Source organism: Microvirga splendida (genome assembly GCF_016427565.1).
Lineage (GTDB): Bacteria > Pseudomonadota > Alphaproteobacteria > Rhizobiales > Beijerinckiaceae > Microvirga > Microvirga splendida.
The window spans coordinates 113,032-132,656 of the sequence record NZ_JAELXT010000010.1 but is presented as its reverse complement, the minus strand read 5'-3'; the positions used below and the strand labels follow the sequence as shown (position 1 = coordinate 132,656).

Below are 19,625 nucleotides of genomic sequence, written 5' to 3'. Positions count from 1 at the left end.
GAATCCCCTCTCCTGATCGTGAGAGCTGTGAATTTGGAGATTCCATCCGGGATCTCTATATGGAGACCAAGGAGTTAAGACCATGAAAGCGAGTTCAGCCAAATTCGCGATCGGCCAAGTGGTCCGGCACCGGGTGTTCGATTTCAGGGGTTTGATTTTCGATGTCGACCCTGAGTTCGACAACACGGAAGAATGGTGGCTGTCCATCCCCGAGGATGTCCGGCCCCGCAAGGACCAGCCCTTCTACCACCTCTTCGCCGAGAACGCGGAAACCGAGTACATCGCCTACGTCTCCGAGCAGAACCTTCTGCCCGACGATTCAGGCGAGCCGCTGCGCAATCCGATGATTCCGGAGATGTTCACGCGGCAGAAGAACGGCACCTACAGAGCCAAGCCGATCCTGGCGAACTGAAGGTGCGGATCGCCAAAAGAAAACGCCGGGCTTTGGGCCCGGCGTTTCTGTTTGTGGAGAGGCTCGAGCCTTATGGCTTCGGAGCGGCCTGAGCGGCCGGAGCGGCAGCACCCGGAGCAGCGGCACCGGCGGCGCCGTTCAGCATCTTCTGGCGCATCTCTTCGCTCTTCTTCTGCAGCTCTTCCTGCAGCTTCTTCTGCTGCTCCTCGAGCACCTTCGGGTCGATCGGGGGACCGTCGAAGGCCTTGCCGAAGCCGGCAGCCGGGACGGCGAAGGTGATCTCGCGGCCCATCTGGTTCTGGACGCTGACGTTCAGGTTGGCGCCCTTCTTGAGGGAGGCGATGAAGTCGTCCTTCACGGCCGCCTCGGCGAAGCAGCCGTTGGGCAGGCACATGACGTAGCGGCCGGCGACGGCCTGACCCTGGTCGACCGTGAAGCGCAGGCCGGGCTGCAGGAGCAGGCCGAGCGGCATCACGAAACGGACCACCTTCTGCGGCTGCTGGCCCTTCACGTCATAGACGGCGAGAGCGAGAACCGGCTGGCCCTGATCCGACACGAAGTCGCGGGTTGTGTAGCAGATCTCGGTGTTGGTGTTCTGGTCCTTGCCGCACACCTTGGTCCATTCAGGCTGAGACGGCTCGGGCTTCACCTGCACGACCGTGGGACCGGCATTCTGCTGCGGCTGCTGCGCGCCTTGGGCGGGAGCGGCAGGGCGGGTCGGCTGGGCTGCCGGAGCTGCGGGCTTCTGGGCCGGAGCGGTCTGAGCCAGAACGGGTGCGCTTACCAGAATGGCCAGAGCTGTTGCCAGGCCACGGGTGCCCCCCAGGCTCGCGAGGCGTGTCGCGAAAGACATATCGTTAGATCCTCTTCAGTCGAAAGGTCGGCTTTCGAAGTGGCCGTTGATCCGGCGCGTTCTTAACCTGTGATGACGTGGTCAAATCCTTGCCCAATGTGGCGAAGACAAGACGCGTGGCGCTCCTTTAACCTTTCATGTGGTAGGTTTCCAGTCACCCTGGGTAAAATTCTGTACAACATTGCTCGGGTGGAAACGCGCACCGGGAGAGCCATGGGCCGCGGGCTTATCAGAAATCTGCTGTTTTTCGCCGCTCTCGCGCTGCCGGCCTCCACCGCTGCCGCCGACGAGGCGGCGACGCTGCGGCATGGCATCGCGATGCATGGGGAGCCCGCGCTCGCTCCTGGCTTCGAGCACCTGCCCTATGCGAACCCGCAGGCCCCGAAGGGCGGACGAATCACGCTGGCCCTGCAGGGCACCTTCGACAGTCTCAATCCCCTGATCGTTCTCGGCGTCGCGCCGGACGTGGTGCCGCGCTACGTGGTCCAGCCCCTCATGATGCGCTCCGCCGATGAGCCCTTCACGATCTACGGCCTGCTCGCCCGTGCCGTGGAGATGCCGGACGATCGGAGCTTCATCACCTTCCATCTCGATCCCCGCGCCCGCTTTTCGGACGGTCATCCGCTCACGGCAGAGGACGTGCGGTTCTCGTTCGAGATGCTGAAGAAGAGCGGCAAGCCGTTCCACCGGTCGAGCTTCGGACAGGTCAAGGCGGTCGAGATCCTGGACCCGCATCGCATCCGGTTCGATCTGTCAGGCTCGAACGATCGGGAGTTGCCTCTCCTGATCGGGATGATGTCGGTGTTTCCGGCTCACGCAACCGATCCGGACACCTTCGACAAGACCACCCTCACCCCACCGGTCGGCTCGGGTCCTTATGCTCTGACCGAGGTGAAGCCCGGCGAACGGGTGGTGCTGACCCGGCGCAGCGACTACTGGGGAGAGGATCTGCCGATCACCCGCGGCCTCTATAACTTCGATGAGGTCCGCTACGATTTCTACCGCGATGCCAATACGTTGTTCGAGGCTTTTAAGGCGGGACTTTACGACTTCAGGATCGAAGGCGATCCGGGCCAATGGGCAATGGGCTACGACATTCCCGCCGTGAGAGACGGGCGTATCGTCCGGGAAACCGTGGCGACGCGGCTGCCAAAGGGCATGAACGGATTCGTCCTCAACACGCGAAAGCCGCTCTTCAGCGATGCGAGGGTGCGCGAGGCGCTGAGCTACCTCTTCGATTTCGACTGGGTGAACCGCAACCTCTTCTTCGGACAGCTCACCCGGTCCAACAGCTATTTCTCGGGTTCCGACCTCGCCTCGACGGGCCACCCTGCCGACGAGCGGGAGCGGGCCCTGCTCGCCGCTTTCCCGGGGACGGTGCGCGAAGACATTCTCGAAGGGCGCTGGGAGCCCCCGGCCAGCGACGGCTCGGGCCGGGACCGGGACATGGCCCGACGGGCTCTCGAACTTCTGTCCGAGGCCGGCTGGGCTCTCGAACATGGCGTCCTGCGCCGGAAGGGCTCCGGGGAGCCCTTCGCCTTCGAGATGCTGGTCAACTCCCGCTCGCAGGAGCGGCTTGCCCTCAACTTCTCCCAATCCCTGAGCCGGATCGGCATCCAGGCGCGGGTGCGGCTCGTGGACGACGTGCAGTACTGGCGGCGCCTCGGACGCTTCGACTTCGATATGGTCCAGTGGCTCTGGCCTGCCTCCCTCTCCCCGGGCAATGAGCAGCGAAACCGCTGGGGCTCAGCTGCAGCGCAAAGGAGTGGATCCCATAACCACGCAGGGGTAGCATCGCCTGCGATAGACCGCCTCATCGATGCGCTCCTGGAGGCCAGGAGCCGGGAGGATTTCGTCGCGGCCGTCCGCGCCCTCGACCGCACCCTCCTGTCGGGATTCTACGTCGTCCCGCTGTTCTATCTGAAAGATCAATGGCTTGCCTACAGCAGCGATCTCGGCAGACCCGAGACGCTGCCGCTCATGGGGCCCAACATCGATACATGGTGGCGGCAGCCGCACAAATCCCCATGACATTCCGGCTTGGCCCATTGTTGAGCTTCCATTCATGTAGATGATGAAACTAATGCCGTGCTTCGACGTTAGGTGAGTACCTCCTTGTCCCACCGTCGCGTCCAAATGCAGGGTATCGTCATGAACGCAATGCCGAAGGTCCTCGTTGTCGATAGCGGCGAGCGCGCTCCCGATGGCGCCTTGTCCGTCGAGCTGGCGGGCATGGGCTATGCGAGCGTGACCACACCCTTCGAGGCTGCCGACGACGTTCTGGCCCTGATCCCGAGCCCGGCCGCCGTGGTGCTGCAGATGCCCCGCCATGCGGATTGGTCAGAGCGCAAGCGCTTCCTCGACCTCGCCCGCCGGCTGCGCAAGAACCTCGCCGAGAGCGGAACCCCAGTGATCATCACGGGTGGGGTCAACGGAGCCGCCACGATGCTCCAGAACGAACTCAGCGTCCGCGCCGTCGCGGCCCCGGACCTCTAGGCTTTCAGGAGCCGGAAAGCTCCCTCTTCCGTTTTTGCCTCGTCCTCGCTCGTCCTGAAAAAGGCCGCCGTCCGCGGTCTTGCACCATCCAGGCCCCGGTAGACCGCAATCGTGCTGCCCGGTCCTCCGCCCGTGTGCCCGCCGACCCTGAGGCCCGATGTCGTCTCGCCTGTCATGATCCCCAACCCATAGCCCGGGCTCTGCCAGGGCCTCCCCGGGATCGGTCCCGGCAGCACGAACGGAGTGAGCATCTCTTGCAGCAAATCCGGGGTCAGCAGGCTGTCCGCCAGCAGGCTGTCCGCCAGCAGGCTGTCCGCCAGCAGGCTGTCCGCCAGCAGGCGGTCGAGCAGGAGCGCGGCGTCCGAGACGCTCCCGACCAGCAGCCCGTGATAAACCCAGCCCGGGTGGTAGCCCTTGGCGCTGCCCATGGCGACCGGCTCGAGATCGTCCCGCTCTCGGGCAATGCGCGCCGTCTCGACCCCGAGCGGCCCCAACACGAGGCGCCGTAGAGCCTCGTTCAATGGAGAGCCCGTAACCGCCTCGATAAACCGGCCGACGATAAGATAGCCGACATTGGAATAATCCCACCCCTCGCCTGTCCGATAGCGGAGCCTCTCCGCATCGAGCCGGTGCATGAGTTCCGGCACCGGCCAGGGGTCGTCGCCACGCTCGACGGCCTCGTGATAGGCGCGAAGCCCGCCGTAATTCACCAGCCCGGAGCGATGCTGCAGCAGGTGCCGGAGGGTGTAAGGCTTGTCCTCCACGGGCTCATCGAGCCCGACGAGGCCGTCCCGGACGAGAACCAGCGCCGCGGCCGCTAGAACGGTCTTGGTAAAGCTCCACCAGGGCACGAGCCGGCCGGCATCGTGGCTCTTCACCACCACGCCGTCCTCGACAAGAGCCCAGGCCTCGATCATCAGGCGGCCTTCTTCTCCGCGATCCGGGCGAGGCTGCGCAGGATCGTGGTCGCCGCCTTGATGCGTTCGTCCGGCGTCTCGATGTCCCGGATGAACACGATTTTCATGTCCGGACGGACCTTTGCGAACGAGGCCTGTTCGGTGACATAGGAGATGAGGCCGGTCGGGTTGGCGAAGGAATTGTCGCGGAACGAGATGATGATGCCCTTTGGCCCGCCATCCACCTTCTCCACGTTGGCCCGGCGGCAGAGCACCTTGATGGCCATGATCTTGAGAAGCTGATCGACCTCCGACGGCACCGGCCCGAACCGGTCGACCATCTCCGCCCGGAAGGCGTCGATCTCCTGGTCGGTCTCGAAGGTCGAGAGGCGGCGGTAGAGGCCGAGGCGCAGCTGCAGATCGGCGATGTAGCTCTCCGGGATCATGACCGGCGCACCGACCGCGATGGTCGGCGACCACTGATCTTCGGTGGGCTCTTCGATGCCGGCCTTGAGCTGGGCCACGGCCTCCTCCAGCATCTGCTGGTAGAGCTCATAGCCCACTTCCTTGATGTGACCCGACTGCTCCTCGCCGAGCAGGTTGCCCGCGCCGCGGATGTCGAGGTCGTGGGAGGCAAGCTGGAAGCCGGCGCCAAGGGTGTCGAGGGTCTGGAGCACCTTCAGGCGCCGCTCGGCCTGCACCGTCAGGGACTTGTTGGCCGGCACCGTGAACAGGGCATAGGCGCGGGTCTTGGAGCGCCCGACGCGGCCGCGCAGCTGATAGAGCTGCGACAGGCCGAACATGTCGGCCCGGTGGACGATCAGCGTGTTGGCGGTCGGGATGTCGAGGCCCGATTCCACGATCGTGGTCGAAAGCAGGATGTCGTACTTGCCCTCGTAGAAAGCCGTCATGACGTCTTCGAGCTGGCCCGCCGCCATCTGGCCGTGCGCCACCGCCACCTTGGCCTCCGGCACCTCCTTGTCGAGGAAGGCCTTGACCTCGCCGAGGTCGTCGAGGCGCGGCACCACGTAGAAGGCCTGCCCGCCCCGGTAGCGCTCGCGCAGCAGCGCCTCGCGGACGAGGAGCGGATCGAAGGGCGTGATGAAGGTGCGCACCGCCAGGCGGTCCACCGGCGGTGTCGTGATCAGCGAGAGTTCGCGCACGCCGGTGAGCGCCAGCTGCAGGGTGCGCGGGATCGGCGTCGCCGAGAGAGTCAGGACGTGGACCTCGGCGCGCAGCTCCTTCAGGCGCTCCTTATGGGTCACGCCGAAATGCTGTTCCTCGTCGATGATGATGAGGCCGATATCCTTGAACTTGATGGCCTTGCCGAGAAGCGCGTGGGTGCCGATGACGATATCGACGGACCCGTCCGTCAGCCCTTCCTTGGTCTTCTTCATCTCGGCGGCGGGCACGAAGCGGGAGGCCTGCGCCACGTTCAGCGGCAGGCCGCGGAAGCGGTCGCAGAAGGTCCGGTAGTGCTGGCGGGCCAGAAGGGTCGTCGGCACCACGACGGCCACCTGCTTGCCGCTCATGGCCGCCACGAAGGCAGCGCGCAGCGCTACCTCGGTCTTGCCGAAACCCACGTCGCCGCACACGAGGCGGTCCATGGGGCGTCCGGAGCCCATGTCGTCCAGCACAGCCTCGATGGCGTTGAGCTGGTCTTCGGTCTCGTCATAGGGGAAGCGGGCGGCGAACTCGTCGTAGAGGCCTTCCGGCGGCGTCAGGCGCGGGGCGTCCTTAAGGATGCGGGCGGCGGCGATCTTCATGAGCGCGCCCGCCATCTCGCGGATGCGCTGCTTCATCCGCGCCTTGCGGGCCTGCCAGGCTCCGCCGCCGAGCTTGTCGAGCTGGACCTCGGTCTCCTCGGACCCGTAGCGGGTCAGAAGCTCGATGTTCTCCACCGGCAGGAAAAGCCGGTCGCCGCCGGCATAGTGCAGCTCAAGGCAGTCGTGCGGGGCGCCTGCCGCCTCGATGGTCTTGAGCCCCTCGAAGCGCCCGATGCCGTGATCCACGTGCACCACGAGATCGCCCGGCGTCAGCGCCGCTACTTCGGTGAGGAAATCCTGCGGCCGCTTGGACTTGCGCTTCTGGCGCACCAGACGGTCCCCGAGGATGTCCTGTTCGCTGATGACGGCAAGATCGGCCGTCTCGAAGCCGGATTCCAGGGGCCAGATGCCCACCGTGATCTCGTTTCGCGGATAGGCTTGCGCCTCGGAGAACCGCGCAATCGGCTTGGTCTGGCGCAGATCGTGGTCCTGCAGCACATGGCAGAGCCGCTCGCGCGAGCCTTCCGACCAGGCGCCCAGCATCACGCGCTTCTTGGCGGCCTGGAGATCGCGGATATGGCGGATCACCGCCTCGAACACGTTGGCGTTCTCGTCCGCCCGCTCGGCGATGAAGTTGCGGCCCTGTCGCGCCTCGCAGTCGACAACCATGCGCCCCGCCGATTCCGGCACGGCGAACGGTGTCAGCCGCGCCAGCGGCAGCGAGGCCGTGCGCTCCGACCATTCCTCCGGCTTGAAGTAGAGCGCGTCCGGCGGCAGCGGGCGGTAGGGCGCCACGCCGGCCTGGTTCTGGCCCATGCCCTCGCGGCGGGCGTCGTAATAGTCCTTCACCTGGGCAAGGCGCTCGGCCGCGGCATCGTCCGCCAGGGCATCGAAGACCACCGGAATGCCCGGCAGGTAATCGAAAAGCGTGTCGAGGTGATCGTGAAAGAGCGGCATCCAGTGCTCGAGGCCCGGATAGCGCCGCCCCTCGCTGATCGTCTCGTACAGCCTGTCGTCGCGGGTGGGCGCGCCGAAAGCCGCCACATAGGCCTGCCGAAAACGCTTGATGCTCTCGGTGGTCAGCTGCACCTCGCTCATGGGCACGAGGTCGAGGGAGCGCAGGGTGCCGATGGTCCGCTGGCTCTCCGGGTCGAAGGCGCGGATCGATTCCAGCGCATCCCCGAAGAAGTCGAGGCGGACCGGGTTGGGCAGTCCTGCCGGGAAGAGGTCGATGATGCCGCCACGGACCGCATACTCGCCGGTGTCGCGCACGGTGCCGGTGCGCAGGAAGCCGTTGGCCTCAAGCCAGTTGATCAGCTGGGTCGTGTCGACCACGTTGCCGGGCGCGGCCGAGAAGGTCTCGGCGGCGATGCGCGCCTTCGGCGGAACGCGCTGGACGAGGGCGTTCACCGTGGTCGAGAGGATGCGCGGCTTGTCCTCGGAGGTCTTGGACCGGGCGAGCCGCGCGAGGGTCGTCATGCGCTGCGCCGTGATGGCCGCATTGGGCGAGACCCGGTCGTAGGGCTGGCAGTCCCAGGCCGGGAAGGTCAGGATCTCGATCTCGGGCGCGATGAAGCCGAGGCTGTTGGCGAAATTCTGCTGCCGCTGACCGTCACGGGCCACATGGACCAGAACGGCCGGGCCCTCCACCAGCCCCGAGAGGCCGCGCGCAAGATCGGCGACGGCGAGCGCATCGAAGCCGTCCGGTGCGCCGGACAAGGTCAGGCTTAGGCCCTTCTTGAGGGCATCGAGGGCGCGGGTCAGGGCAGGCTTCATGATGAACTATCGAGTCAGAGATCAAGAGGAACGCGGGCGATTCCGCCCGGTTCGGCCGGACAAGAGTAGGAGACGGTTCTCCCGTCAGCTGTGGATCGGCGACGTGTGGGTATGGAAGGCCTTCAGGCGCCGGAACAGGGGGGTGTCGTAGTTCGAGGGAGTCTCGATCTCGCCGGTGATCCAGCCGAGCAGGTCGCGGTCGGTCACCTCGATGAGGCGCTCGAACTCGGCCAGATCCTCTTCGGAGAGCTCCCCGATCTCCGCATCGGCAAAGCGGCCCATGATCAGGTCCATCTCCCGCATGCCCCGGTGCCAGGAGCGATAGAGGATCTGCCTGCGGCGGGGGTCGAGTCCGGCGCTGCTGCGGGTCGTGCCGCTCATGACAATGCTCCGATCTGGTAAGATTGCGTCGCCACCGGGCGGCTTGGCCGCTATATAACCATCTCCCTCCCAGTTGCTACCCATTTGAATGTCACTGCGTCCTTCCATTCTCGATCCGCTCTTCGCCCCGGCCAACACCCTGCCCGGCGTCGGCCCGAAGATCGCGCCCCTGCTCGACCGGCTGCTCGGCGAGCCGGGTAGGCCCACGCGTGTCGTTGATCTCCTGTTCCATGTTCCGACCAGCGGCGTCTCGCGGGAGATGAAGGGCTCCATTGCCGATGCGCCCGTCGGGGAGCCGGTCACGCTCTCCGTCAGCGTCGTCGCGCACCGCCCGCCACCGCCCGGCCGCCGGGCGCCTTACCGGATCCTCGTGGAGGACGAGACCGGTGACGTCACCCTGATCTTCTTCAACGGCCAGAAGGCACGCCTCGAGAAGGTTCTTCCCGTCGGCGAGCGGCGATACGTCTCCGGCAAGATCGAGCTGTGGGACGGGCGTCGCCAGATGGTCCATCCGGACCGCATCCTCGACGAGCGCGGCATCGAGAATCTGCCTGCGGTCGAGGCTGTCTACGGGCTCACCGAGGGTCTCTCCTCGCGCATGGTGGCCAAGTACATCGGTGCAGCCCTCGAAAAGGCCCCGCACCTGCCCGAATGGCAGGATCCCGCCTGGATGGATCGCAACGCTCTGCCGGACTTCCGGCAATCGCTCTTTGCCCTCCATCGGCCCGACAATGCCGCTCAGCTGTCCGAGGACGCCCTTGCCAAGTCCGCCCCGCGCCGGCGCCTTGCTTACGACGAACTGCTGGCCTCCCAGCTCGCCCTCGCCCTGGTGCGCAGCCGCATGCGCCGCCTGCCCGGCCGGGTGAATGCCGGCGACGGGCAGCTGGTCGAGCGCCTGAAGGCCGCCCTGCCCTTCGGCCTCACGTCCTCGCAGGCAAAGGCCGTGGAGGACATCCGCCACGATCTGGTCTCCGACAAGAAGATGCTACGGCTGCTCCAGGGCGATGTCGGCTCCGGCAAGACCGTGGTGGGCCTGCTGACCATGGCGAGCGCCATCGAGGCCGGGCGTCAGGCCGCCATGATGGCGCCCACCGAAATCCTCGCCCGCCAGCACTATGAGCGGCTTGCGCCTATGGCGGAACAGGCGGGGCTTACCATCGCGCTCCTGACGGGGCGTGAGAAAGGCGTCGCACGCCGGACGATTCTGGCAGGCCTTGCCGACGGCAGCGTCCAGATCGCGGTCGGCACCCATGCGTTGTTTCAGGAAGGCGTCGCCTTCCACGATCTGGGCGTCGCGGTCGTCGATGAGCAGCACCGTTTCGGCGTGCATCAGAGGCTGGCGCTCAGCTCGAAGGGCGAGGCGGTCGACATCCTGGTGATGACCGCAACGCCGATCCCGCGCACCTTGGCACTCACCTATTTCGGCGACATGGACGTGTCGGTGCTGAGCGAGAAGCCGGCGGGCCGCAAACCCATCTCGACAAAGCTCATCGCCATCGACCGGCTCGACGAGGTCGTCGGCGGCATTGGGCGGGCCATCGCCAATGGCGATCAGGTCTATTGGGTCTGCCCACTCGTGGGCGAATCCGAGTCCATCGATCTCGCCGCCGCCGAGGAGCGGTTCGAGATGCTCAAAGGTTTCTTCGGCGATCAGGTCGGGCTCGTTCACGGCAAGATGGCCGGCAAGGACAAGGACGCCGCCATGGAGCGGTTCTCGGGAGGCGAGACCAAGATCCTGGTTTCCACCACCGTGATCGAGGTCGGCGTCGACGTGCCGAACGCCACAATCATGGTGATCGAGCACGCGGAACGCTTCGGCCTCGCCCAGCTCCATCAGCTCCGCGGACGCATCGGGCGCGGCTCGAAATCCTCTACCTGCCTCCTCGTCTACAAGGGGCCGCTGGGCCAGGTGGCTCAGGCACGGCTCGAGATGATGCGCCAGACGGAAGACGGCTTCCGCATCGCCGAGGAGGATCTGCGCCTTCGCGGCGAAGGCGAGGTGCTGGGCACGCGCCAGTCAGGGACCCCGGGGTTCAAGCTGGCCCGCCTGGAAGTCGACGGCGACCTCCTCGGCGCAGCCCGGGACGATGCCCGCCTGATCGTGGATCGGGACCCCGACCTCGTCAGCGAACGCGGACAAGCCCTTCGGGTGTTGCTCTATCTGTTCGAGCGGGATTCCGCGATCCGGCTGCTGCGGGCAGGCTGATCGAGGCCCAATGCCATGATGCAGCGCAATGCCGGATCGTGTCCGGCTTCGGCCTCTGCCTGCAGCTTCTCTCTGTGCTCCGGGCCCGCCTCGGCCAGATCGATTTCCACAAAGCCGAGTCGGGCATAGAACGGTTCGTTCCAGGCTAGGTCCCTGTACGTCGTCAGCGTCACCCTACCGAACCCTGCTCCTATCGCGTGATCGATGGCGGTCTCGATCAGCCGTGCACCCAGCCCTCTGCGTTGGTGTGATAGCGAAACCGACACTTCGGCGATGTAGAAGCACTCATCCAGTTCATGAGCGGCGAGGAACCCGACCGGCTCGTCGCCTTCCTCGACCACAACCCAGAGGGTTTTGTCCCGACAAAGTTGTGCCAGGACGGAGGAATCCATCGTGTCGCCATCGGCGAGCCACGCCAGCCCCACGCCCCGAAAGACGGAGGCTGCCGAACGCTCGACAGCCCCAAGCCTTTCCAGATCGGACGGCTGTGCAAGGCGGATCGGTACGGAGCGCGCGTTCACTCCACCGTCACGGACTTGGCGAGGTTGCGCGGCTGGTCCACGTCCTTCCCCATGAAGACGGCCGTGTGATAGGCGAGCAACTGAATCGGGACCGCATTGATGATCGGCGCCACGATCGGATGCACCGACGGCATCACGATGGTGGCCATGGTGTCGAGGCCGGTTTCCAGGGCGCCCTTCTCGTCCGTGATCAGGACGATCCGTCCGCCGCGGGCCGCGACTTCCTGCATGTTCGATACGGTCTTCTCGAAGATGCTGTCGTGCGGTGCGATGACGATGACGGGCATCGTCTCGTCGATGAGCGCGATGGGGCCGTGCTTCAGCTCGCCGGCCGCATAGCCTTCCGCGTGGATGTAGGAGATTTCCTTGAGCTTCAGGGCGCCTTCCATGGCGAGCGGATAGGAGGTGCCGCGTCCGAGATAGAGCACGTCCTTCGCCTTGGAGAGTTCGCGCGAGAGAACCTCGATCTGATGCTCCCGCTTGATCGCCTCGGTCATCTGTCCCGGAACGGCGATGAGAGCGTTGACCAGCTCCTTCTCATCCTCGGCGCTGAGGGTCCCGCGCGCGCGGCCGGCCGCGATGGCGAGCGACAGGAGAACGGTGAGCTGGCAGGTGAAGGCCTTGGTCGATGCCACGCCCACCTCGACGCCGGCTAGGGTCTGCGCGACCACGTTGCTCTCGCGCGCCATGGTCGAAGTCGGCACGTTCACCACGGAGAGTGTGTGCTGCTTCTCGGCGGTGGCGTAGCGCAGCGAGGCCAGCGTGTCCGCCGTCTCGCCCGATTGCGAGACGAAGAGCGCCAGGCCGCCCGGCTCGAGGGGGGCTTCCCGGTAGCGGAACTCGGATGCCACATCGATCTCGACCGGAATGCGCGCCAGGCGCTCGAACCAGTATTTCGAGATCAATCCGGCCAGATAGGCCGTGCCGCAGGCGGAGATCGAGATGCGATTCAGATCCTTGAAGTCGAAAGGCAATTCGAACGGCAGCTCAACCCGTTCGCCCGCGAAATTGACGTAATGCGCGAGCGTGCGCCCGACCACTTCCGCCTGCTCGTGGATCTCCTTGGCCATAAAGTGGCGGTAGTTGCCCTTGTCGGCCATGAAGGAGCCGGCCGGGATCTTGTGACGAACCCGCTGCACCTGCTTGCCGCTCTCATCCCGGATGTCGGCGCCCCTGTGGCTCAGGATGGCCCAGTCGCCGTCATCGAGATAGGCCACCTCGTCCGTAAAAGGCGCCAGCGCCAGGGCGTCCGAGCCGAGATACATCTCGCCCTGCCCATAGCCGATGGCCAGTGGCGCGCCGTGGCGGGTGCCGATCAAGAGATCTTCCTCGCCCGAGAACAGGAAACCGAGCGCAAAGGCCCCGCGCAGGCGCGGCAGGGTCACGGCCACGGCCTCGATGGGTCCACGGCCCTGATGGATCTCATATGTGACGAGTTGGGCCACCACCTCGGTGTCCGTCTCGGTCTCGAAGCGGATGCCCTTGGCTTCCAGCGCCGTCTTCAGCTCACGGAAATTCTCGATGATGCCGTTATGCACGACCGCCAGCTTGTCGGTGGCATGCGGGTGGGCGTTGGTCTCGTTCGGCTTGCCATGGGTCGCCCAGCGGGTGTGACCGATGCCGATGACGCCGGAGAGCGGGGATTGGGAGAGCTTGGTCTCAAGGTTGCGCAGCTTGCCCTCGGCCCGCCGGCGGTCGAGACGACCCTCCTCGAGGGTCGCGACGCCGGCCGAGTCGTAACCCCGGTACTCGAGCCGCTTGAGCGCCTCCACGATCTGTGGGGCCACGGGCGTTTTCCCAATGATTCCAACAATTCCGCACATGATGAAGAACTTCCTTTTGCAACGCCGCCAACGCTACGCTTGAAGCCTCTCTTACAGAGAGAGGCCACGAAGGCAGAATCAACTTGCATAACCTATTGTGACAGCCGGGCTTATTTCCGTTTCGCCGCCTGGGCTTTTTCCCGGAAAGAGACGGCCCAGCCTTCTTTGATGGTCTGACGCCCACGGGCGAGACCCAGGGCATCGTCGGGAATGCTCTCCGTGATGACGGAGCCGGAGCCGACGAAGGCGCCCTTGCCGATCGTCACGGGGGCGACCAGCGCCGAGTTCGAGCCGATGAAGGCACCCTCTCCTATTTCGGTCCGGTACTTGCCGAAGCCGTCATAGTTGCAGGTAATGGTGCCCGCACCGATGTTGGCCTCCGCGCCGACGCTCGCATCGCCGAGATAGGTCAGGTGGCTGACCTTGGCGCCTGCCCCGAGTTCCGTGTTCTTGATCTCGACGAAGTTGCCGACCTTGGCCTTGGGGCCGATCGTCGCGCCGGGGCGCAGGCGGGCGTAGGGGCCAACCCCAGCCCCGGAAGCGATCCGTGTGCCCTCCAAATGGCTGAAGCCGTGGATGACGGCTCCAGCTTCGACGACCACGCCCGGACCGAAGAACACATGCGGCTCGACCACCACATCCTGACCCAGCCGGGTGTCGTGGCTGAAAAAGACCGTCTCCGGTGCGACCAGCGTCACACCATCCGCCATGGCGGCCAGACGCAGGCGATCCTGGATCATGCGCTCGGCGGCTGCGAGCTGAGCACGGTCGTTGACCCCATGCACTTCTTCCTCGGACACGACCGCGATTGCCGTCCTGTGGCCGAGGCTTCGGGCGATCTCGACGATGTCGGTCAGGTAGTACTCGCCCTTGGCATTCTTGTTCTCGACCCGGTCGAGGAGCGCCAGCGCAAGATCCCCCCTGATCGCCATAAGGCCCCCGTTGCACAGGGTGATGGCCCGCTCGGCCTCGGTCGCATCCTTGTGCTCGCGGATGGCCAGAAGTTCGCTGCCGGATGTGATGAAGCGGCCGTAGCCCGTGGGGTCCTTCGCGTCGAACCCCATGGCAACGACGGCGGCTCCCTCCCTCAAGGGGGACCGCAGCTTGGCGAATGTCTCGGGCAGGATCAGGGGCGTATCGCCGAAGGCGATGATGACATCGTCGGCGCCCTGCTCCAGCGCCTCCCGGGCGCTGAGGACCGCATGGGCGGTTCCAAGCCTGTCCCGTTGGACGAAGATCCCGGCGCCGGGCAGGATCTTGCGAACCTCCTGTGCCACATCCTCGCGCTCCGGGCCGATCACGACCGCCGTGCTCGTGGCGCCCGCCTGGGTCAGGGTCGCCAGCACATGGCCGAGCATGGAGCGGTTCGCGACCTGATGCAGCACCTTGGGCTTCGCGGATTTCATCCGGGTGCCCTCACCGGCTGCGAGCACGATAGCCAGGCAGCTCCGGGACGACGTTTGGGAGGTGTGAGACAGGGTCATACAGTTTCAATCCAGTGAGGCTCTGCCGTGCAGCTAAATCAGAAGGGGTAAATCGGCAATCATTTCATGAGCAATCAGGCAGTTTGCCGAATGGCCGCGTTTACTTCGTGCTCACGATTGACGATATGTATAGAGCATCCCACTTGTCTGGCTGAAGAGCCTTCGTTCACGCAAGAGTATTACTGTGCCGGTTCCGCCAAGGGGTCGATCCCCCTTCCATCCTCGCCGGCGCGACATGCTGGCTTATATCGGTGCCTCCGTCGCCGGGCTGGCATACGCGCCAGCCGTCAGGGCGCAGCCCTCCCAGGAAACGATTTCCGCCAGGATGGGAGAGAATCAGCGCTTCGATCCGGCGGTGGTCGTCGACATTGCGCGCCAGCTCGCCAAGAAGCCGTTCGCCGCACCCGCCAATGACCTGCCGGATGTTTTCGCGAATCTCAATCCGGAGCAGTATGCGGCGATCCGCTACACGCAGCCGCCTGTCTGGAGTTCCGAGGCCCGCGGAATCGCGGTCGAGCCGCTCCATCGCGGATTCGTGTTCCGGGACGGGGTCGAGCTGTTCACGGTCGAGGACGGGGCTGTCCGCCGGATCGGCTACAATCCCGCTCAGTTCGAGTTCGGCCGGACCAACCTGCCGAACAATCTCGGCGACATCCGCTATTCCGGCTTCAAGCTGATTGCTCAAACAGGCAACGGCAAACCTTTCGACTTCGCCGTCGTGCAGGGCGGCACCTTTTTCCGCGCCATCGCCCGCGGGCAGAACTACGGGGCCATCTCACGGGCGTTGACCTTGCGTCCGGCAGAAGCCCGAGGAGAGGAGTTCCCGGCTTTCCGCGCCTTCTGGCTGGAACGGCCAGCCGTCGGCAGCAACAGCATCACGGTTCACGCCGTACTCGATTCGGAATCGACCACCGGCGCGGTCCGCATGACGTTCCGCCCGGGGGACATGACCATCGTCGATGTGGAGACGACCCTCTTCCCGCGCGTCAATCTGGAGCATGTGGGCCTGGGCGGCATCGCCTCGACATATCTCTATGGCCCCAACGATCTGCTGAACTCCGACGACATCAGACCGGCCGTATATGAAGCGTCCGGTCTTCAGATGTGGAACGGGTCGGGGGAATGGCTCTGGCGGCCGGTCCAAAATCCAGAGACGCTCCAGATCTCCGCCTTCGTGGACAATTCGCCGAAGGGTTTCGGCCTGCTTCAGCGGGACCGGTCCTACGAGGCTTTCCAGGATGACGATCAGCGCTTCGACCGCCGGCCGAGCGTCTGGAACGAACCCCTCGGCGATTGGGGCCAGGGCAGCGTGCAGTTGCTCGAGATCCCGACCGACGCCGAGATCAACGACAACATTCTCACCTACTGGCGCCCGAAAGGCCCGATGGCGGCAGGCTCCGAGGTCGCCCTCGCGTACCGGCAGTACTGGTGCTGGAATCCGCCGGAGCGGCCGCCGCTCGCGACTGTAGCGCAGACCCGCTCCGGCAAGGGCCTCGGCGGTCGTCGGCGGCTGTTCGCAGTCGATTTCAGCGGCGACATCCTGGGCGAGGGCCTTCCCGCGGACATAAGATCCGTCCTGACCGTTGGCCCTGGAACGTTCCAAAACCTCAAACTTTTGCCATATCCGGAGAGAAAGACAGTACGTGTCGCATTCGAGCTTGACCCGGGCAACGAAAACGCGTGTGAGATGCGCCTGATCCTAGAAGCAGGCGGGAAACCGATTAGCGAGACATGGCTGTACCGTTGGACACCGTAAGTCAGGACTCGAAGGAAAATGTAGCCGCCCTCGGGCGGCCTGCAGCCGCTATGCCTCCCGAAAAGCACCTCAACATGCCGACTCAGTCGCTGCGGCGCTGGTCGGCCTCGGAGGAGCGAAAGCCGGTTCTGCAGCATCCGAAGCTGGGAACATGGCTCGCACGCCTGTTCGTGTTCGGCGGGGGACTCCTGCTCACGGCCTACGGCACCTGGGAGATGTACCAGGTCGTGTCGGTGAGCCGCACCACGGCTCTCCAGTGGGTGCTCGTCGGCCTGTTCACCGTCAATTTCTCATGGATCGCGGTTGCGTTCACCAGCGCGCTCCTGGGCTTTTTCGCCCTGCTCCGCCGCCCGGGGCATCGCGGCCCGCTGCCCTCGACGCTCCAGCACAAGACCGCCATCGTCATGCCGGTCTACAACGAGCAGACGGACCGCACCTTCGCTGCCCTGGAAGCCATCTATGAGTCTGTTCATGCGACCGGCCTCGGGGACAGCTTCGACTATTTCATCCTCTCCGACACCACTCAGCCGGATGCCTGGATTGCGGAAGAGCGGGCCTTCCTTGCCCTGAGGGAGCGCCTGGGACCGGGCGCGCGGTTCTATTACCGCCACCGCCAGAAAAACCATCACCGCAAGGCCGGCAACATCGCCGATTTCGTCTCGCGCTGGGGCGGGCATTACGAGCATATGCTGGTGCTCGATGCCGACAGCCTCATGACCGGCGAGTGCATCGTGCGCCTCGCCGCCGCCATGGAGGCGGACCCGGATGCCGGCATCATCCAGTCGCTGCCGCTGATCATCAACCGCAACACCCTCTTTGCCCGCCTTCAGCAATATGCCGCGCGCGTCACCGGTCCGGTGATCGCCATGGGACTTGCGGTCTGGATGGGACGCGACGGCAATTACTGGGGCCACAACGCCATCATCCGCACCAAGGCCTTCGCGGCCCATGGCGGCCTGCCGGACCTGAAAGGCAAGCCGCCCTTCGGCGGGCATATCCTCAGCCACGACTTCGTGGAGGCGGCCCTGCTGCGGCGCGCCGGCTGGTCGGTCTACATGCTGGCGGACCTGCAGGGATCATACGAGGAAAGCCCGCCCTCCCTCATCGACCTCTCGGCCCGTGACCGGCGCTGGTGCCAGGGCAATCTCCAGCACATGCGGGTGGTCACGGCGAAGGGTCTGAAGCTGCCGACGCGACAGCACTTCGCCACCGGCATCATGTCCTATCTCGCCTCGCCGTTCTGGCTGTTCCAGCTGATCGTCGGTATCGCCCTGGTCCTGCAGACCACCTACATCCGCCCGGAATACTTCGCCCGCGACTTCCGTCTCTACCCGATCTGGCCGCGGTTCGACCCCGAGCGAGCCTTGACGCTGTTCGCGGTGACCATGGGAATCCTGCTTGCGCCGAAGGTCTTCGGCCTGATCCTGATGCTCATTCGCGGCCGCGACCGGCGTGCGTCGGGGGGCGGCATCCGGCTGATCATCTCCTCGACGATCGAGATGATTCTGTCGGCTCTCCTGGCGCCGATCCTCATGCTCATCCAGTCGGGCTCGGTGTTCCAGATCATGCTCGGACGCGACACGGGCTGGCAGCCGCAGCGCCGCGACGACGGCTCCATTCCGTTCAAGGACATCGTCCGTCGCCACAGGGCTCACACGGTTCTCGGAGCTTTGGCCGGCATCTCGGCTTTCATGATCGCCACATCCCTGTTCCTCTGGATGTCGCCGACGATCATCGGCCTGCTGCTGGCGATCCCTCTCTCCTGGCTCAGCGGCCAGCTGGGGGCGGGTCTTGCGCTGAAGCGGCTCGGGCTTCTCATGACGCCCGAGGAGCACCAGCCCCCGGCCATCGCCACCCGCGCCAACGAGTTGCAGGCCCGCAATGTCGCCTTTGGGTTCGACGATGCAGACAGCCTCAGGGCCATCTATGAGGACCCGGACCTGCGGGAGCGTCATATCGAGATGCTGCCGGCCACGCCGCCCCGCAAGCGCGGGATCATCGAAACGGAGCGCGCTCTCGCGGAGGCCAAGCTCGTCGATGCCGAAACCATCGAGGATGCGGTGAGCTGGCTTCACAACAAGGAGCGCATGGTCGTTCTCCACGACCGCGCCCTCATCGACCTGCTGGTCAATCTGAAGCCCAAACCGGCCGAAGCGCAGGCTGCCGAGTAGGTCGGACCGGGATCCGTCAGATCCCGGCTTCGATGGGAGCGAGTGCAGGCGTCTTTTCTGCATCTCCCGCCACCTCGCTCAGGACCCAGTCGCGGAAGGCTTCGATCTTCGCGGAGCGACGGCGGGCTTTGGGATAGACCAGCCAGTACCCGCGCTCGGATGTGGCAAGCAGGTCGAAGGGCTGAACGAGGCGCCCTGCTGCGAGATCGCCTGGGAAGAAGTAGGGATTGATCAGGGCAAATCCCTGCCCTGCCATGGCGGCCATGCCCTCGAACTGCTGAGCCCCGAGGTTATTGTCGGGACGCTGCGAAGGATCGAATTCCGTCACCCCGGCCGCGGCAAACCAATCCTGCCACCACGGATCGCCGGGTGAGATGATCGGGAATTTCAGAATGTCGGCCGGCTCCTTCAGGGTGACGCCCCGGATCAGGTCAGGGCTGCAGACGGGCGTGAACAGATTCGGAAACAGGAGATGCGCCTCCAGGCCGGGCCAGTTCCCGTTCCCGCTCCTGATGCCCAGGTCGTGATCGCTCTGGCCGAAATCCACCACCTGTCCCGAAACATTGATCTGAACGGCAATGCCCGGATGAAGCTGCTGAAAGCGACCCAGCCGAGGCACCAGCCAGTTGGCCGCGAAGGTGGTGAGCGTGGAGATCGAGAGAACGGTCTGAGCCGTCGCCTCAACGCTCGCAAAGGCGGTGCGCAATGCCTCGAACGCCTCGGTCACGGCAGGCGCCAGTTGCCGCCCTTTGGCCGTGAGGGTGACTTGGCGCGGCAGGCGGACGAAGAGGGGCGCGCCGATCCGGTCTTCGAGAACCTTGATCTGGTAGCTCACGGCGGCCTGGGTCATGCCCAGTTCCTCCGCAGCGCGCGTAAAGCTCTGATGGCGCGCCGCAGCTTCGAAGACTCTGACGGCGCTCATGGGAGGAAGTTTCGAGGGCAGCTTTGACATGGGCAATCCATAAGGCTGCCTTATGCCAGCCCATTGGCTTTCGCTTTGTCAAGCTCCTGCAACAGGCGCACCTTATGGATGCTCGATCGAGGGCACTGAAGCCCTCTCACGAAACAAATCGGTAGGCTGTCA

General features: G+C 65.1%; 14 protein-coding genes. 6 read left to right on the top strand and 8 right to left on the bottom strand.

All coding sequences use genetic code 11. The features are described 5' to 3' along the window. Nucleotides 1-82: 82 nt before the first annotated feature. A complete protein-coding gene (hspQ, locus tag JAO75_RS12175; protein WP_199049410.1) occupies nt 83-412 on the top strand; it encodes a heat shock protein HspQ in 330 nt (109 codons plus the stop codon). Between the two features lie 70 nt (nt 413-482). On the opposite strand, the gene JAO75_RS12170 is transcribed toward hspQ, so the two are convergent. After that, nucleotides 483-1,265: an invasion associated locus B family protein gene (locus JAO75_RS12170; protein ID WP_199049409.1), complete on the bottom strand. Its 783-nt coding sequence runs from the start codon at nt 1,263-1,265 to the stop codon at nt 483-485. 213 nt (nt 1,266-1,478) lie between these two features. On the opposite strand from JAO75_RS12170, the gene JAO75_RS12165 reads away from it, so the two are divergent. Continuing rightward, complete coding sequence (locus JAO75_RS12165) at nt 1,479-3,296, top strand: extracellular solute-binding protein (RefSeq protein ID WP_199049408.1); 1,818 nt, start codon at nt 1,479-1,481, stop codon at nt 3,294-3,296. Between the two features lie 120 nt (nt 3,297-3,416). Continuing rightward, on the top strand, nt 3,417-3,761 hold the full coding sequence (locus tag JAO75_RS12160) for a hypothetical protein (protein WP_199049407.1): 345 nt from the start codon (nt 3,417-3,419) through the stop codon (nt 3,759-3,761). Here the strand turns inward: JAO75_RS12160 and JAO75_RS12155 are convergent. The 3 genes from JAO75_RS12155 to JAO75_RS12145 form a co-directional block, all read right to left on the bottom strand. Then, nucleotides 3,758-4,678 carry a serine hydrolase domain-containing protein gene (locus JAO75_RS12155; protein WP_199049406.1) on the bottom strand — a complete coding sequence of 307 codons (921 nt, stop codon included), beginning with the start codon at nt 4,676-4,678 and terminating at the stop codon, nt 3,758-3,760. The genes JAO75_RS12160 and JAO75_RS12155 overlap by 4 nt on opposite strands. Then, the gene (gene mfd / locus JAO75_RS12150; RefSeq protein ID WP_199049405.1) at nt 4,678-8,199 is read right to left on the bottom strand and encodes a transcription-repair coupling factor; all 3,522 of its coding nucleotides are present in this window, start codon (nt 8,197-8,199) and stop codon (nt 4,678-4,680) included. The genes JAO75_RS12155 and mfd overlap by 1 nt, the downstream gene beginning before the upstream one ends. Before the next feature lie 84 nt (nt 8,200-8,283). Continuing rightward, a complete protein-coding gene (locus JAO75_RS12145; RefSeq protein WP_199049404.1) occupies nt 8,284-8,580 on the bottom strand; it encodes an FAD assembly factor SdhE in 297 nt (98 codons plus the stop codon). Between the two features lie 88 nt (nt 8,581-8,668). Between JAO75_RS12145 and recG the strand changes: the two genes are divergently transcribed. Then, the gene (recG, locus tag JAO75_RS12140) at nt 8,669-10,786 is read left to right on the top strand and encodes an ATP-dependent DNA helicase RecG (RefSeq protein ID WP_199049403.1); all 2,118 of its coding nucleotides are present in this window, start codon (nt 8,669-8,671) and stop codon (nt 10,784-10,786) included. Here recG and JAO75_RS12135 read toward each other — a convergent pair. The 3 genes from JAO75_RS12135 to glmU all read right to left on the bottom strand — a co-directional run bounded on the left by JAO75_RS12135 (nt 10,738) and on the right by glmU (nt 14,614). Continuing rightward, nucleotides 10,738-11,307 carry a GNAT family N-acetyltransferase gene (locus JAO75_RS12135; protein ID WP_199049402.1) on the bottom strand — a complete coding sequence of 190 codons (570 nt, stop codon included), beginning with the start codon at nt 11,305-11,307 and terminating at the stop codon, nt 10,738-10,740. The two genes, recG and JAO75_RS12135, sit on opposite strands and share 49 nt — an antisense overlap. Then, nucleotides 11,304-13,130 (bottom strand): glutamine--fructose-6-phosphate transaminase (isomerizing), encoded by a 1,827-nt coding sequence (glmS, locus tag JAO75_RS12130; RefSeq protein ID WP_199049401.1) that lies wholly within the window; start codon nt 13,128-13,130, stop codon nt 11,304-11,306. Before glmS ends, JAO75_RS12135 begins: the two co-directional genes overlap by 4 nt. A gap of 110 nt (nt 13,131-13,240) precedes the next feature. Beyond that, nucleotides 13,241-14,614, bottom strand: a complete 1,374-nt coding sequence (gene glmU, locus JAO75_RS12125) for a bifunctional UDP-N-acetylglucosamine diphosphorylase/glucosamine-1-phosphate N-acetyltransferase GlmU (RefSeq protein WP_199049400.1) — start codon at nt 14,612-14,614, stop codon at nt 13,241-13,243. A 325-nt stretch (nt 14,615-14,939) separates the two neighbouring features. On the opposite strand from glmU, the gene JAO75_RS12120 reads away from it, so the two are divergent. Both JAO75_RS12120 and mdoH read left to right on the top strand, forming a co-directional pair. After that, nucleotides 14,940-16,370, top strand: coding sequence for an OpgD/OpgG family glucan biosynthesis protein (locus tag JAO75_RS12120; protein ID WP_199049399.1), 1,431 nt, complete (start codon nt 14,940-14,942; stop codon nt 16,368-16,370). Continuing rightward, nucleotides 16,346-18,541: a glucans biosynthesis glucosyltransferase MdoH gene (mdoH, locus tag JAO75_RS12115; protein WP_199049398.1), complete on the top strand. Its 2,196-nt coding sequence runs from the start codon at nt 16,346-16,348 to the stop codon at nt 18,539-18,541. The genes JAO75_RS12120 and mdoH overlap by 25 nt, the downstream gene beginning before the upstream one ends. A gap of 16 nt (nt 18,542-18,557) precedes the next feature. Here the strand turns inward: mdoH and gcvA are convergent, their stop codons facing one another. Continuing rightward, nucleotides 18,558-19,493 (bottom strand): transcriptional regulator GcvA, encoded by a 936-nt coding sequence (gene gcvA, locus JAO75_RS12110; RefSeq protein WP_199049397.1) that lies wholly within the window; start codon nt 19,491-19,493, stop codon nt 18,558-18,560. Nucleotides 19,494-19,625 lie beyond the last annotated feature (132 nt).